We start from the raw sequence: 14883 nt of genomic DNA, 5'->3' as shown, positions 1-14883 counted from the left end.
TTGGTGAGCAACCTGCGAACGTGCGACCTGACCGACCCGCTTGGCATCGAGATCACCCGGCCCCCGCTGAGCTGGCGGCTGACCGGCGGCCTCGCGCAGACCGGCTACCACGTGCAGGCGGGCACCGCGGAGGGAGCGGCCGACCTGTGGGACACCGGCGAGGTCGAGTCCGCCGCGCAGCGCGTGACGTACGGCGGCGCCGAGCCGCCGAGCCGGGCCGTCGTGCACTGGCGGGTGCGGGTCCGCGACGCCGGCGGCGCGTGGTCCGCGTGGAGCCCCGGCGCGCGGTTCGAGACGGGGCTGCTCGACGCGGACGACTGGACGGCCTCCTGGATCACCCACCCCGGCTGGCACGACCCGGGCAACCCGCGCGCCGGCGAGGGGCTCCCGCTGCCGCTGCTGGCCGGCGAGTTCACCGTGGCGGGGCCGGTCGCGCGGGCCCGGCTGCACGTCGCGGGGCTCGGCGTCTACGTGGCCTCGGTGAACGGCCGGCCGGTGACGGACGCCGTGCTGGAGCCGGCGTACACCGACTTCACCCGGCGGGTGGCGTATGCGACGCACGACGTGACGGCGCTGCTGCGCGAGGGCGCGAACGCGGTCGGGATCGCGCTGGGCCCCGGCATCGCGCACGTGTACCCGCACCAGGACCGCTACATGAAGTTCTACGGCTCCAAGGGCGCGCCGAAGGCGATCGCGCAGCTGGAGGTGGCCTACGCCGACGGGTCGTCGCGCACGTTCGGCACCGGGCCTGACTGGCTGGCCACCGAGGGCCCGACGACGCGCTCGCACTGGTTCGGCGGCGAGGACCACGACGCCCGCCTGGCCGTCGCCGGGTGGGACGCGCCGGGCGCCGACCGCTCGGGCTGGCGGCCGGTGACGGTGCCGGACGAGCCGGGCGTCTCGCTGCGCGCGCGGGCCTGCCCGCCCATCCGGGTCACGGAGACGCTGCCCGCCGTGGAGAAGCTGGTCGCCAAGGACGGCACGGCGGTGTTCGACGTCGGCACGGTCGTCGCCGGCTGGGCCGAGCTCCGGCTCGACCTCCCGGCCGGGCGCTACCTGCGCCTGCTGCCCGGCGACCAGCTCGACGACTTCGGCCGCGTGATCCAGTCGAAGCCCACGACGGGCGCGCCGATCTTCAACACGTACGTCACCAAGGACGGCCCGCAGACCTGGCACCCGAGCTTCCGCTACGACGGCTTCCGCTACGTCGAGGTGCAGGGCCTGCCCGAGCATGTCGGCGCCGAGGCGGTGGCGGCGCTGGTGCTGCGCGCGGACAACACGCCCACCGGGGTGTTCGAGACGTCCGACCCGCTGGTCAACGACATCCACCGGATCATCGACCGCGCGGTGCGGGGCAACATGTACAGCGTCCTGACCGACTGCCCGCACCGGGAGAAGCTGGGCTGGCTGGAGCAGACCCACCTGCTCTTCGACGTCGTGGCCTACAACTACGACGTGGCCGCCTACTATCGCGAGCTGCTGGTCACGATGGCCGAGGCGCAGACCGGCGACGGGCTGGTGCCGGACATCGCGCCCGAGTACGTCGTGTTCGACGGCCCGTTCAGGGACGACCCCAACTGGGGCGGCGCGATGGTGCGCGTGCCGTGGCAGCTCTACCGCTGGTACGGCGACACGTCGGCGATGGAGCGCCACTACGACGCGATGCGCCGCTACGTGGACTATCTCACCGGGCGGTCGGAGGACGGCATCCTCGGCCACGGGCTCGGCGACTGGCTCGCCCCCGACTCCGGCACACCGGTGCCGCTGGTGTCGACGTGGGGCTACTGGCAGGCCGCCCGCACGATGGCGCGCGCCGCCGGCGTGCTCGGCCGCGACGACGACGCCGCGCGTTACGGCGCGCTGGCGGAGGGGATCGCGGCGGCGTTCACCCGTGCCTTCTCCGGCGGGTTCGGCAAGGCCACCCAGGCGTCGGAGGTCCTGGCGCTCGACATGGGCGTCGTGCCCGGCGACCTCGTCCCTCAGCTGCTCGACCAGGTGAGCGAGGCCGTGCGCGTTGGCGGCATCACGGTCGGCGAGGTCGTGCTGCCCGCGCTGTTCCGGGTGTTGTCCCGGGCGGGACGGCACGACGCGCTGTGGGAGTTCGCCGTCTCCACGAGCAACCCGAGCTACGGCTACCAGGTCAGGCACGGCGCCACGGCGCTCACCGAGGCGTGGGACGGTCCGACGCGCGGGCTGTCGCAGAACCACTACATGCTCGGCGCGATCGACTCCTGGTTCTACCGGGGGCTCGGCGGCATCGGGCAGGCGCCCGGCTCGAACGGCTTCCGCCGGCTGCTGATCGAGCCGGCCGCGCCCGGCGACCTGAAGGCGGTGCGGGCGGCCACCGCGACGCCCTACGGGAGGGTCGCGGTGTCGTGGGAGCGGCGCGACGGCGGGTTCGCGCTCGACGTGGAGGTCCCGCCCGGCTCGTCGGCCGAGGTGCGGCTGCCGGACCTCGGCCTGCCCCGGCACGCCGCCCCCGGCGGGGCGGTCGCGCTCGGCGGCCGCGCCTACGAGGTGCCCGCCGGACGCTGGACGTTCGGGGCGAGCCGATGAGCGGGCCGATGAGCGGGCCGGTGAACGAGGCGGTGAACGAGGCGGCGAACGCGTACGACCCGGCGCGTGTCAGGACCCCGTACAAGGCCGGCCGGCTGCTGGTCGAGCCGTCGCGCGAGCCCGGCCGCTTCGACAGCCTCTTCGTGGACTGCCCGTTCGTGTGCTCCGACGGCGGCGAATACCTGATGACGTACGTCGGCTTCGACGGGACCGGCTACCAGACCGCGCTGAGCCGCTCACCGGACCTGGAGTCGTGGAGCCCCGGCGAGGTGATCCTGCCGCGCGACCCCGCGCACCCCCACCGGCGTCACAACGCGGCGCTCACGTCGATCGTGCGCGACAACCGGCTGGGCTCGGCCGGCCAGGTGACCTGGCTGGACGGCCGGGCGTTCGCCACCTACCACGCCTACCCGGAGGCCGGCATGGAGGTGGGCGCCGGCGTCATCGGCTTCCTGACCAGCGACGACCTGCGTACCTGGAAGGACACCGGCGCGGTGCTGCGCCCGCAGGACGGCGGCGCCTGGGAGCGCGGCGGCCTGTACAAGTCGTGGCTGCTGCGCCACGACGTCCTCTTCTACTGCTTCTACAACGCCAAGAACCGCACCTACGGCGGCTGGCGCGAGCAGATCGGCTACGCCGTCTCCCCCGACCTCGAACGCTGGGAGCGGCCCGGTCCCGAGCCGGTCGTGCCGCACGGCGGCGAGGGAGCCTTCGACGAACGGTTCGCCTCCGACCCGTGCGTGCTGCGCGACGGCGACTGGTGGGTGATGTTCTACTTCGGGCTCTCCTTCGACGGGCACGCCCGCGAGAGCTACGCGGTCTCCCGCGACCTGCGCACCTGGCACAAGAGCGGCGAGATCCTCGTCGACGTGGGCCCGCCCGGGTCGGTGGACGAGACGTACGCGCACAAACCCGCGGTCGTCTCGCGGGACGGACGGCCGTACCACTTCTACACGGCGGCGCGGCGCTGCGAGCCGTACCAGGTCGGCGAGCACACCCAAGTGGAAAGGCGGGGCATCTCGATGGCCCGCGGCTGAAGAACCCCTAGCGCAGACGGAGGACTTCGATGGACCAGTTACGGAGAAGGTTGCTGGCGGGCGCCGTGGGCGGCGTACTGGCCGCCGGGGTGGCGGGCCGTGCGGACGCCGCCCTGGCCACCGGCACCGACCCCGCCGCCGCGGCGTGGAGCCGGGTGCCGCGGATCAGGCGGCGCATCAAGCCGCCGCGCTTCCCCGGCCGCACCTTCCCGATCACCGACCACGGCGCCGCCGGTGACGGGGACACCATGTGCACCCAGGCGTTCCGTGACGCGATCGCGGCCTGCTCGGCGGCGGGCGGCGGGCGTGTGCTGGTGCCGGGGGGCACGTACCTGACGGGCGCGATCCACCTGGCCGACGACGTCGAGCTGCACCTGGAGGCGGGGGCGACGATCAAGTTCAGCCGCGACCCCGCCGACTACCTGCCCGTCGTGCACACCCGGTACGAGGGCATCGAGCTGATGAACTACTCCCCGTTCATCTACGCCCACGGCAGGACCAACGTCGCGATCACCGGCGACGGCGTCATCGACGGCCAGGCCGACGCCGAGCACTGGTGGGACTGGTCGAACGACCCGCCCCCCACGGAGGGCCCGGACAAGAAGCTGCTCGCGAGCATGGCCGAGGAGGGCGTTCCGGTCGCTGAGCGGATGTTCGGGGAGGGCCACCACCTGCGGCCGAACCTGATCCAGCTCTACCAGTGCCGCAACGTGCTCATCGAGGGCGTCGCCGTCAAGGACTCCCCCATGTGGAACATCCACCCGGTCCTGTGCACGAACGTGACCGTCCGCGGCGTCACCGTGGACAGCCCGCACGGCCCGAACAACGACGGCTGCGACCCCGAGTCCTGCGTGGACGTGCTCATCGAGCGGTGCGAATTCAACACGGGCGACGACTGCGTGGCGATCAAGGCGGGCAAGAACGCCGACGGCCGCCGGGTGGACGCGCCGTCCACGAACGTGCTCGTGGACTCGTGCGTGATGCGCGACGGCAACGGCGGAGTGACCATCGGCAGCGAGACCACCGGCGGGGTGAGCTGGGTGTTCGCGTGGAACTGCACGATGAGCAGCGCCCGCCTGGAGCGGGCGGTGCGCATCAAGACCAACCCCGAGCGCGGCGGGTACGTCAGGGACGTCTACGTCAAGGACATCACCGTGGGGCAGGCGGCCGACGCGGTCATCGAGGTGGCGCTCAACTACGAGAACAAGCACACCGGCCCCTACTTCCCCGACGTCGGCCGGATCGACATCCGGCGGCTGCGGGCCGGGCGGGCGCCCAGGGCGTTCGCCCTCATCGGCAACCCGGGCAACCCGATCAGGGGCTTGCGGGTGACGAACAGCGTGTTCGAGGAGATGGCGGAGGACGACGTGGTGACCGACGTGACGGGCCTGGTGCTGCGCAACGTGTGGGTCAACGGCCGGCGCGTCTAGGCGACGGGCCTCATGAGCGGGGCGCGGCCCTGCTCATGAGGGCCGCGGCCGAGGAGCAGCACGCCGAGCCAGATGAGCGCCATGCCCACCGCCACCAGCGCCGAGTCGCGGCCCGTCTGGAACGTCGCCATCGCCATCACGGCCACCCCGACGACGGTGACGCCCGCGCCCACGGGGGTGACCCGGCGCAGCACGGCCAGGATGAGGGCCAGCGCCACGAGGGCGGCGTAGAACAGCTGCGCGCCCGCCGAGTAGACCAGCACCTCGACCCCGGGATAGCTCTTCACCTGCTCGAAGACCGCCCGCATGGCCGCTTCGTCCACGGCGGTGAAGCCCGCGTACAGGTCGATGGCCAGGTGGACGACGTTGGCGGCGACGCCGAGCAGGGCCGCCGCCACAGCCGCGTCCACCGCCGCGCGCCGCCCGCCCGTCACGGGCCCGGCCACGCCGCGCAGCGCCGCCGCCATGACGCCGAACATCGCGAAGCCGCCCAGCCAGACCGCGTGGGCGGCCGTCCACCAGGGGCCTGGCACGAGGTCACCGTCGATGGGACGCATGAGGAGCCAGCCGCCGAGCAGGGCGGCCGGCCCGGCGGTGAAGGACGCCTGGGCCAGGCGGTTCGCAGGGTTCATGGGGATCACGATGCCCCTTCCCGCCTGCCCGGCCCATCAGTGATCGTCCCTGATTTCACCCTGGCCCGTCCTCGGGGGCGGGCTCAGGCGAATTGACGCGCTCCCCGGCGTGAACTGAGGGGCAACTCGGCGAAGGACATCGCCGAGACGCTGGTCGTCAGCGTGAAGACCGTCGACCGGCACCGCGCGAACATCCTGCAGAAGCTCGGCATGCGCGACCGGCTCGAACTGACCCGCTACGCCATCAGGGCCGGCCTCGTCGAGCCATGACGCCGGCCGCGCGGGGCGGGCGGCCCCGGGCGGAGGCGCGGCCCCGGGCGGAGCGGGCTCTCGGGGCGGGCGTCGGCGAGCCCCGCCCGTCAGGCGGAGCGGGCGTCGAACAGTGCGGCGGCCCGCTCGACGAGCATGGTGCGCCCCTTGATCTCGGAGGCCGTCTCGGCTCCGACGATGCCGCCCTGCCCGGGCAGCTGCCCGGCGCCGCCCTCGGGCCCGAGCGGAACGAGGATCACGCTCGGCTGCTTCTCGTAGGCGGCCCGCTCGCCCTCACCGGTGATCAGCGTACGGAGGTTAGCCGCGAGGAGCTCGCCCTGGGCGCCGGCGAACGCGGCCATGTCGCGGTCGGCGTCGGAGATGTCGCCGATCGCGAAGACCCGGTCGTGGCCCTGGACGCGCAGGTGCTCGTCCACCCGCACCTGTCCCCGCCCGTCACGGGCGAGCGCGAGTGAGCCGCGCAGGTAGTCCGTGCGCGGCGTCGCGCCGAAGCAGCGGAACCAGATGTCGGCGGTCATCTTGTCCCCCGCCTCCGTGGCGATCGCGACGGGCGCGGCGGTGGCGGGGGCCACGTCCGGGAGCTCGCGCAACCTGCTTCCGAGCTTCAGCTCGACGCCGAGGGCGTCCAGCTGCCTGCGCAGCTCGTCGCGGAGCTCCTGGCCGAACGGGCCCGGCAGGATGTCGGGCGCCGCGTCGGCGAGGGTCACGTGCTTGCCGGGGAAGAACGCCTTGATCTCCCCCGCGAGTTCGAGGCCGGCGGCTCCCGCGCCGATCAGAAGCACGCGTTCCGCGCTCCGCAGGGCCTCGTGCGCGTCGCGCACCCGGGCCTTGGCCGCCTCCGTGCCGGGCTCGTCCATCTTGGCGGGGAACGGGTACGACGTGCCCGTCGCGAGGACGAGGTAGTCGGGCTCCAGGGTGCGGCCCGAGGCGAGCGTCACGCGGCGGCCGTCCGCCGCCACGGCGCGATCACGCAGGTGGCGCCCGTGGACCAGCAGGCGGCTGTAGGGCAGGAAGATCTGGTCCAGCCACTGCGGATCGACCAGCGCCCGCCATGACGCGAGGTTGTGCACGAACGACTCCGACGGGTCGACCAGGGTCACGTCGGCCACGTCGTCGAGCAGCTTGGCCACCTTGTGGCCGCCGTAACCACCGCCGAGGACCACGACGCTCGGGCGCGTGACGGCACTCTCCACCATGACATCTCCTCTGCTAGGAATCGAGATGTCGCTACAGTATTCATACTTGCTAGGAAAATCAAAGCACCATTCGATGCGCTAGTTTGGAGGCATGGCGACGGCACCCACGCACGACACGCACGAGTGCGTCCGGAGCGACGCCGCGCTGACCCGCGCGTTCACGATCCTGGGCAAACGCTGGAGCGCCGTCGTGCTCGGGAGCCTGCGCGCCGGCCCCGCCGGGTTCCGCGAGCTGTCCCGGGCGATCGACGGGCTCAGCGACTCCGTGCTCTCCGACCGGCTGTCCGAGCTGACCAAGGAGGGCCTGGTCGCGCGCACCGTCGACGAGGGCCCGCCCGTCACGGTCTCCTACGAGCTGACCGAGTGCGGCAAGGCGCTGATGCCCGCGCTGCACCAGATCTCCCAGTGGGCCGACGAGCACCTGAAGCCCGAGGGCGGCTAACCTCCGCGCACGACGGGTACGGTGATCGGAGAGCCCTCAGGACACCGGCGTGAGGAGTGGTTCCCCGTGCTCTACCTCTTCGGCTTCGATCGGATCGGCGTGGCCGTCAGCGACATCTACTTCGTCGACCCCAACCCCATGAAAGGCCAGGAGGGAGCCGAGCGCGGCGTGCGCCTGGAACTGCGCAGGCTCGAATCAGGCGAGCTGCAGGGGTCGATCTACTCCGCCAGGCCCATCACCATCGACCGGCCGATCTGGCGGGTCGACCTGCTGGAGTCGGTCGACGGCACGCCCGGCAGCTTCGACCGCACCCACCACCACCCCGGCACCAGCGGGTGGGAGCCCGGGGAGCGGGTGTTCGACCGGCACCTGTCCGCCGAGCCGCTGAAGTGGCTGGCCGAGCGCCTCGCCGACCTCGAAGACGTCCTCGACCGGGCCGGCGCCGACCGGGACGAGGCGAGCCCCGCGGACGTTGCCGGGCTGCGCGAGCGGGCGCCGGAGATCGTGGAGACGGTCGGCCGGATGCTCGACGACGTGCGTGCCGGCCGGCTCGGCACCCCACCCGGCACGGAACCGGCGACCAGCGTCCGCGCCAGCTGGCTGTAGGGCGTCACCGCGCGGGCGGTCGGTGCGTGATCGCCTGACCCGGCGCCGGGTGCGTACCGTGGGCAGGGTGACGACGATGGCGCGCACCGCTCTGGTGATCGTCGCGGTGCTGGTCCTGCTCCTCGGGCTGCTCTGGATCTTCCAGCGGCGGCTGATCTACCTGCCGGACGGCGCGCGGGTGCCGCCCGCGGGCCAGGTCATCCCCGGGGCGCGCGACGTCTCGTTCACGACGGGCGACGGGCTCACGCTCGGAGCCTGGTACGTGCCCGGCGACCACGAGGTGACCGTGCTGGTCGCCGGCGGCAACGCGGGCAACAGGCTGCACCGGGCGCCGCTGGCCAGGGCGCTGGCGGCGCGCGGCCTGCCGGTGCTGCTGATGGACTACCGCGGCTACGGCGGCAACCCCGGCACGCCCACGGAGGAGGGCCTGCGCCTCGACGCGCTCGCCGCGCGGGCCTTCCTGGGCGACGCGCCGGTGGTCTACTTCGGTGAGAGCCTGGGCGCGGGGGTGGTGACCCGGCTGGCGCGCGAGCGCCCGCCCGCGGGGCTGGTGCTGCGCTCGCCGTTCACCGACCTGGCCGCGGCGGGCCAGGAGGCCTATCCGTTCCTGCCGGTCGGGGCGCTGCTGCGGGACCGCTTCCCGGTCGCGGAGCACATCGCGGGCGTGCGGGCGCCCGTCGTGGTCGTGTACGGCACGGCCGACACGATCGTGCCGCCCCGCCTGAGCAAGGCCGTCGCCGATGCGGCGGCGGGAAACGTCAGGACCGTCGAGGTGCCCGGAGCCGGCCACAACGACCTGGCCCTGCTGTCCGGCCAGGAGCTGATCGGCGCCGTGGTGGACCTGGCCGGGCGGGTCCGCGGGGCGTAGTCCTGGCGCGGCCCGCGGCGCCAGGACTACGGTGCGTGCTAGCCGGAGCAGCCGGTGCCGCCGCCGGCGTGGTAGATCATGTCCTGGTACGTGACGCTGGTCCTGATCGGCGTCTTGCTCGTCAGGGTCTGGACGGTCTCGCCGTCGCGCCGGAGCTCGAAGACCGGCGTCGTGCCCGGGACCATCGGCGCCTTGAACGACACCCCGCCCGCGCTGGTGACCTCCTTGGTCTTCACGTCGGAGCCCTGCTTGATGACCAGCGTGCCCGGCTCCTTGACGAAGGCCAGCAGCTCGACGTCATCGACCGGCCCGGGACCCGCCGGGATGGTGAACTTGCCGGCCGTCTGCTTGCTCGTGTCGTAGGGGGCGTTCGCCTTGTGGCTGCGGTGGAAGTAGTAGAGGCCGTCGCGGACGATCTCAGGAGCCTTGCCCGTCTTGAACCACGTCGTGTAGTACGTGTTCACGTCGGCGAGCACCTTGCCGCGCACCTTGGACGGCGCCTGCTGCGTCTCGCCGTAGTCGTTCCAGGTGACGAGCTGCACCCAATCGGCCTTGCCGTCGATCGCGGCCTTCCACGAGCCGCGCAGGGTGCTGCTGTTCTGCGCCTCCCAGTAGTGCAGTTCCTTGGCCCTGGTGTCCTCGAACCCGATCGGGGCCATGTACGTCAGGCCCCGCGCGTGCGTGGCCTCGGAGGCGCGACGGAACGCGTCCGTCACCTCGGGCCGGTTGGCTCCCCAGGACGAGTAGCCGTGGACGTGGTCGTCCCACTCGGTCTTGCCGCTGCCGCTCCAGTAGTTGAACGACATCATCAGCGACGTCTTCATGCCCTCGGCGGCCAGCTCGTCCCGCACCTTCTGCCACCAGGAAGGCGGCTGGCGGTCGCCGTGGTAGGGCGTGAGCAGCACGCTGCCGTCCGGCAGCGTGAAGAGCGACGGATGCCCCTTGACCAGCAGGATGTCGGAGACCACCTTCGAGACGGACGCGCCTGACTCGGTCGGGAAGTCCGGGCTCAGCATGATCTTGAAGCCGGGGTCGACGTTCCTGGCCGCGTCCAGCAGCTCGGGCAGGTGGTTCCAGCGCTGGTCGCTGGAGGTGTGGTGCTCGTAGACGAACCCGTCGAGACCCTGTGCGATCGCCTGGCGTACCTCCATCTCGAAGTCGAGCCGGCGCCAGTGCGACTCCGGCCGCACGGCGCGGGTCACCGGGCGGTCCCTGAGGTAGCCGCCCCGGTCCTTGTAGGCGCCGCCGGAGCCGTCCGGGTCGAGCCAGGAGGCGTACTGGTCCTTCGCGGGGTCCTTGTTGTCGATGGACACGGGGAAGGGCGGGAAGTAGAACGCGAACGCCTTCTTGGCGGAGGCGCGCAGCGCGGCGACCGAGGGTTTGTCGAAGGGCAGCGCGGCGCAGGGCGCGGGCGTTCCCGTGGTGTAGGTGACGGTCAGCTTGGGACCGCGGTCGCCTGTCTCGCGCGAGGAGAACAGGACCGTCGTCGTCTCGTCGGTCCCGGTGAGGGCGAAGGAGTAGGTGCCGTTGCCGGTGACGGCGGACGAGACGTCCAGCTCGGCCTTCTTGCCCTCGGTGAAGCCGCTGTGTGAGGCGATCACGCCGCCGGTCTCCGGCCGGTCCTTCCAGACGGTGCCGGTCTCCGTCCAGTCGCCGGTGACCGGGCGGGCGGACACCTTCGTGCCGGTCGTTCTGGCTGAGGTGACCTCGAGGGTGGCCTTGACGTTCGTGGCGTCACCGGGAATGCCGGAGACCTTGAACCTGGTGAGCGCGAGCCGCTGCGCGGAGGTCTTGCCTCCGCAGGTCGTGCCGCACACGGACATCCACGTGGCGGTGCCGAAGCTCTTGGTGGGCTCGGCCTGGCTGACGAACACGTCGGCCGTGGCGGGGATGGTGACGCGTTCCGCGGATAACGCGGTCGACGACGTACGCGTTGGTAACGGGCGAGCGGACGCGGGCGCTGCCGCGGCCGTCATGCCGAGTGACAGGACGACGGCGATCAACGTGGATCTCACCCGCCGGTGCCGGGGGAACATGACCCTCCTATGGGTTCGTGCCGAAGATCACCGTCAAGCTAAAGGGGCGGGTGGGCGTCGCGCGGTGACTTCAGGAAATGGAACGGGGCAAGTCACCATAAATCACGCCCAGTCAGTACATGATCACGAAGCGACGGTCCCCTGCAACACCCCTGTGCGCGTGAAAGTTTCTTAGGCGACCCTTGCCTATTAAAGACACCTTGTAACAAAATAGTGGGCACCCCCGCACAACGCTGGAGGCCCATCCCATGACCATCACCGCCGAGGCGGCCGTCCCCGTGGCGCCGGCGCCGGACGGCGACCACCCGCCCGCCCCCGGCCGCGCCGCGCTCATCGCGCTGCTCGCCCCCATCAGGCCACGGCTCATCGCCGCCGCCGCGTTCCAGGTCGTGTACGCGATCTCGGCGCTCGTGCCCTTCGTGTGCGTGGCGGAGCTGGCCCGCGTGCTGCTCAGCCCGGGAGCCGGCGGCCCCGGCCGGGTCTGGCCGATCGCCGCACTCGCCGTCGCGGGCCTGCTGGTCAGGTTCGTCTCCTTCGGGGTGGCCGGCGCGATCACCCACTTCGCGGACGCCGACCTGCAGCTCCACCTGCGTCGCCGGATGGCCGCGCACCTGTCGCGGGTGCCGCTGGGCTGGTTCGGCGAGCGCAACTCCGGCCACGTCAAGAAGGTGCTCCAGGACGACGTCAGGGAGATGCACCACCTGGTCGCGCACGCGGCGCTCGACCTGCTCGCAGCCGTGGTGACCCCGCTGGCCGCGCTGGCCTACCTGCTGTACGCCGACTGGCGGCTCACGCTCGTCGTCCTCATCCCGGTGCCGCTGTTCGCCGCCGCGTTCGCGATCATGATGCGCGGCTACGACGAGCAGATGCGGCGCTGGAGCGAGGCGAACAGCCGGATCAGCTCGGCCGTGGTCGAGTTCGTGCAGGGCATCGCCGTGATCAAGACGTTCGGCCAGACCCGGCGTTCCTACCGGCGCTTCGCCGAAGCGGCCGACGACTTCGCCGGCTTCTTCGGCGCCTGGGTGCGCCCCATGCTCCGGCTCAGCGGCCTGTCCATGGCGTTCATCTCGCCGCCCGCCATGCTGCTGGTGTCCGCGGCCGGGGGTGCGCTGTTCGCCGCGAACGGCTGGATCGAGCCGGTCGACGTGCTGCCGTTCGTGCTGGTCGGCGTGGCGCTGACGGCGCCCTTCCTGGTCCTGGACATGGGCTCGATGCGGCTGCGGAGCGCCGCCGAGTCCGCGGGGCGGGTGGCCGCGCTGCTCGGCACGCCGCCACTGCCCGAGCCCGAGAACCCGGTGCGCCCGGTCGGCCACGCGGTCGACTTCCGCGACGTGTCGTTCTCCTACGACGGCACGACGCCGGTGCTGCGCGAGGTGAGCCTCTCGCTGGAGCCCGGCACCGTCACCGCGCTCGTCGGGCCGTCGGGCTCCGGCAAGTCCACGCTGGCCAAGCTGCTGCCCCGCTTCTACGACCCCGACGCGGGGGAGATCACGGTCGGCGGGGCCGCTGTCCGCGCCATCGGCTCCGCCGAGCTGTACCACCATGTCGGCTTCGTGCTGCAGGACGTGCACCTGCTGCGCACGTCCGTGGCGGACAACATCGCGCTCGGCCGCCCGGACGCGGGGCGCGAGGAGATCGAGCGCATGGCCCGCGCCGCGCAGATCCACGACCGGATCGCGGAGTTGCCGCGCGGCTACGACTCGGTGGTCGGCGAGGACGCCCACCTGTCCGGCGGCGAGGCGCAGCGCGTCGCGATCGCCCGCGCCCTGCTGGCCGACACGCCGATCCTGGTGCTGGACGAGGCCACCGCCTTCGCCGACCCCGAGTCGGAGTCGGCCATCCAGGACGCGCTGTCCACGCTGGTGGCCGGGCGCACGCTGCTGGTCATCGCGCACCGGCTGAGCACGATCACCGGCGCCGACCAGATCGCCGTGCTCGACGGCGGCCGGATCACCGAACGCGGCACCCACGACGAACTGCTCGCGGCGGGCGGGCTCTACGCCCGGATGTGGGCGGCGCACGTACGCGACGACGAGCGGGATTGGACGAGAAGTTGATCGGAGAGCTGGGGGCCGTGCTCGGCCCAGAACACGGCGCGCGCCTGCGCCGCAGCCTGCTCGCGATGGCCGTGTACGGCGTGCTGCAGGGCCTGTCGTTCGCCATGCTGGTGCCGGTGTTGCGGGCGCTGCTGTCGGGCGAGGCGGTCGGGCCGTGGCTGGCCGCGTTCGCCGCCGTGGTCGTGGCCACCGTCGTCGCCTCCTACGTGCAGGCCCAGTACGGATACGCGGTCGGCCTGGCCGCCCTGCGCACCCTCTACCACCGGCTCGGCGACCACGTGGCCGGGCTGCCGGTCGGCTGGTTCAGCGCCGACCGCGTGGGGCGGCTCGGGCAGCTCGTCGGCAAGGGCGTCATGGACGTGATGAGCGTGCCCGCCCACCTGCTGCAGGTCGTGGTGAGCGCGGTGGCGGCGCCGGCGACCGTGCTGGTGTGCATGTTCGTCTTCGACTGGCGGCTCGGGCTGGCGGCCCTGCTCACGGCGCCGTTCCTCTGGCTGGCCTTCCGGTGGACGCAGAGCCTGGTGCAGCGCAGCGACACCGCGATGGACGACGCCGGCGCCGAGGGGGCCGACCGGGTGGTGGAGTTCGCCAGGCAGCAGCCGTCGCTGCGGGCGTTCGGGCGCACCGCCGACGGCTACGACCTGCTCGACGACGCGCTGGTGCGGCAGCGCAGCACGCTGCGGCGGCTGCTGCGCACCACGCTGCCGGGGCTGGGCACGGTCGCGCTGACCGTGCAGCTCGCCTTCACCGCGATCCTGATCGCCGGCTGCGCGCTGGCGCTCGGCGGCGCGGTGGACGTACCGGAGCTGGTCGGGGTGCTGGTGCTGGCCGTGCGGTTCACCGAGCCGCTGCTCGCCGCCGCCGACGTCGGCGGCGAGCTGCGCATGGCGCGCGGCAGCCTGCGCCGCGTCAAGGCGGTGCTCGACACCCCGCCGCTGCCGGCCACCGGCCCGGCGACCGGCCCGGCGACCGGCAGGGCGCGGGCGGGCGAGCCGTCGATCGAGCTGGACGGCGTCGGCTTCGCCTACGCCGAGCGGCCGGTGCTGCGTGACGTGAGCTTCACCGTCGCGCCCCGCACCGTGACCGCCCTGGTCGGGCCGTCGGGCTCCGGCAAGACCACGCTCACCCGGCTCATCGCCCGCTTCTGGGACGCGGATTCGGGTGTGGTGCGGGTGTCGGGGAACGACGTGCGCGACTACGCGCCGGAGGATCTGATGGCGCAGTTGTCGATCGTGTTCCAGGACGTCTACCTGTTCGAGGGCACCCTGGAGGACAACATCAGGGTCGGCCGTCCCGAGGCCACCGGCGAGGAGGTGCGCGAGGCGGGCCGGCTGGCCCGGGTCGACGAGATCGCCGAGCGCCTGCCCGGCGGCTGGCAGGCCAGGATCGGCGAGGCCGGCGCCACGCTGTCGGGCGGCGAGCGGCAGCGGGTGTCCATCGCCCGCGCGATGCTCAAGGACGCCCCGATCGTGCTGCTCGACGAGGCCACCGCCGCGCTCGACCCGGAGAACGAGTCCGCCCTGATCGACGCGCTCGCCACGCTCGCCCGCGACCGCACCCTGCTCGTCATCGCGCACCGGCTGACCACGATCGCCGCCGCCGACCAGATCGTCATGCTGGAGGGCGGCGCCGTCGTGGAGCGCGGCACCCACCGGGAACTGCTCGACCTCGACGGCCGGTACGCTGCGTTCTGGACGGAACGAACGCGAGCCCGCGGCTGGCGATTGACCCAGCCGGCATGAGTCCGGCGAGT

At 72.7% G+C, this 14883-nt stretch carries 12 protein-coding genes; 9 read left to right on the top strand and 3 right to left on the bottom strand.

The window, feature by feature from the left end:
* Positions 1-3: 3 nt before the first annotated feature.
* The 3 genes from ABGA98_RS33695 to ABGA98_RS33685 are packed head-to-tail and all read left to right on the top strand — an operon-like array spanning position 4 to position 5023.
* The gene (locus tag ABGA98_RS33695) at positions 4-2556 is read left to right on the top strand and encodes a family 78 glycoside hydrolase catalytic domain (protein WP_347622460.1); all 2553 of its coding nucleotides are present in this window, start codon (positions 4-6) and stop codon (positions 2554-2556) included.
* An 8-nt stretch (positions 2557-2564) separates the two neighbouring features.
* Positions 2565-3593 carry a hypothetical protein gene (locus ABGA98_RS33690; protein WP_347622459.1) on the top strand — a complete coding sequence of 343 codons (1029 nt, stop codon included), beginning with the start codon at positions 2565-2567 and terminating at the stop codon, positions 3591-3593.
* Between the two features lie 29 nt (positions 3594-3622).
* Complete coding sequence (locus ABGA98_RS33685) at positions 3623-5023, top strand: glycoside hydrolase family 28 protein (RefSeq protein ID WP_347622458.1); 1401 nt, start codon at positions 3623-3625, stop codon at positions 5021-5023.
* On the opposite strand, the gene ABGA98_RS33680 is transcribed toward ABGA98_RS33685, so the two are convergent.
* Entirely contained in the window at positions 5020-5655 is a 636-nt protein-coding gene (locus ABGA98_RS33680) for a hypothetical protein (RefSeq protein ID WP_347622457.1), read from the bottom strand. The two genes, ABGA98_RS33685 and ABGA98_RS33680, sit on opposite strands and share 4 nt — an antisense overlap.
* Before the next feature lie 114 nt (positions 5656-5769).
* Here ABGA98_RS33680 and ABGA98_RS33675 point away from each other — a divergent pair, with 114 nt between their 5' ends.
* Positions 5770-5925: a LuxR C-terminal-related transcriptional regulator gene (locus tag ABGA98_RS33675; RefSeq protein WP_347622644.1), complete on the top strand. Its 156-nt coding sequence runs from the start codon at positions 5770-5772 to the stop codon at positions 5923-5925.
* An 89-nt stretch (positions 5926-6014) separates the two neighbouring features.
* Here the strand turns inward: ABGA98_RS33675 and ABGA98_RS33670 are convergent, their stop codons facing one another.
* Positions 6015-7121 carry an FAD-dependent oxidoreductase gene (locus ABGA98_RS33670; protein ID WP_347622456.1) on the bottom strand — a complete coding sequence of 369 codons (1107 nt, stop codon included), beginning with the start codon at positions 7119-7121 and terminating at the stop codon, positions 6015-6017.
* A gap of 91 nt (positions 7122-7212) precedes the next feature.
* Between ABGA98_RS33670 and ABGA98_RS33665 the strand changes: the two genes are divergently transcribed.
* The 3 genes from ABGA98_RS33665 (at position 7213) to ABGA98_RS33655 (ending at position 9037) form a co-directional block, all read left to right on the top strand.
* Entirely contained in the window at positions 7213-7563 is a 351-nt protein-coding gene (locus ABGA98_RS33665) for a helix-turn-helix domain-containing protein (protein WP_347622455.1), read from the top strand.
* 21 nt (positions 7564-7584) lie between these two features.
* Positions 7585-8169, top strand: coding sequence for a hypothetical protein (locus ABGA98_RS33660; RefSeq protein ID WP_347622454.1), 585 nt, complete (start codon positions 7585-7587; stop codon positions 8167-8169).
* 76 nt (positions 8170-8245) lie between these two features.
* Complete coding sequence (locus tag ABGA98_RS33655; protein ID WP_347622453.1) at positions 8246-9037, top strand: alpha/beta hydrolase; 792 nt, start codon at positions 8246-8248, stop codon at positions 9035-9037.
* A 38-nt stretch (positions 9038-9075) separates the two neighbouring features.
* On the opposite strand, the gene ABGA98_RS33650 is transcribed toward ABGA98_RS33655, so the two are convergent.
* On the bottom strand, positions 9076-11073 hold the full coding sequence (locus ABGA98_RS33650) for an endo-1,3-alpha-glucanase family glycosylhydrolase (RefSeq protein ID WP_347622452.1): 1998 nt from the start codon (positions 11071-11073) through the stop codon (positions 9076-9078).
* Positions 11074-11321: 248 nt separating this feature from the next.
* Between ABGA98_RS33650 and ABGA98_RS33645 the strand changes: the two genes are divergently transcribed.
* Both ABGA98_RS33645 and ABGA98_RS33640 read left to right on the top strand, forming a co-directional pair.
* Positions 11322-13130: an ABC transporter ATP-binding protein gene (locus tag ABGA98_RS33645; protein ID WP_347622451.1), complete on the top strand. Its 1809-nt coding sequence runs from the start codon at positions 11322-11324 to the stop codon at positions 13128-13130.
* A complete protein-coding gene (locus ABGA98_RS33640) occupies positions 13115-14872 on the top strand; it encodes an ABC transporter ATP-binding protein (RefSeq protein ID WP_347622450.1) in 1758 nt (585 codons plus the stop codon). Before ABGA98_RS33645 ends, ABGA98_RS33640 begins: the two co-directional genes overlap by 16 nt.
* Positions 14873-14883: the final 11 nt, after the last annotated feature.

It is taken from the genome of Nonomuraea sp. B1E8, assembly GCF_039871515.1.
In the GTDB taxonomy this organism is placed as follows: Bacteria; Actinomycetota; Actinomycetes; order Streptosporangiales; family Streptosporangiaceae; genus Nonomuraea.
This window is presented reverse-complemented; position numbering and strand designations above follow the sequence as displayed.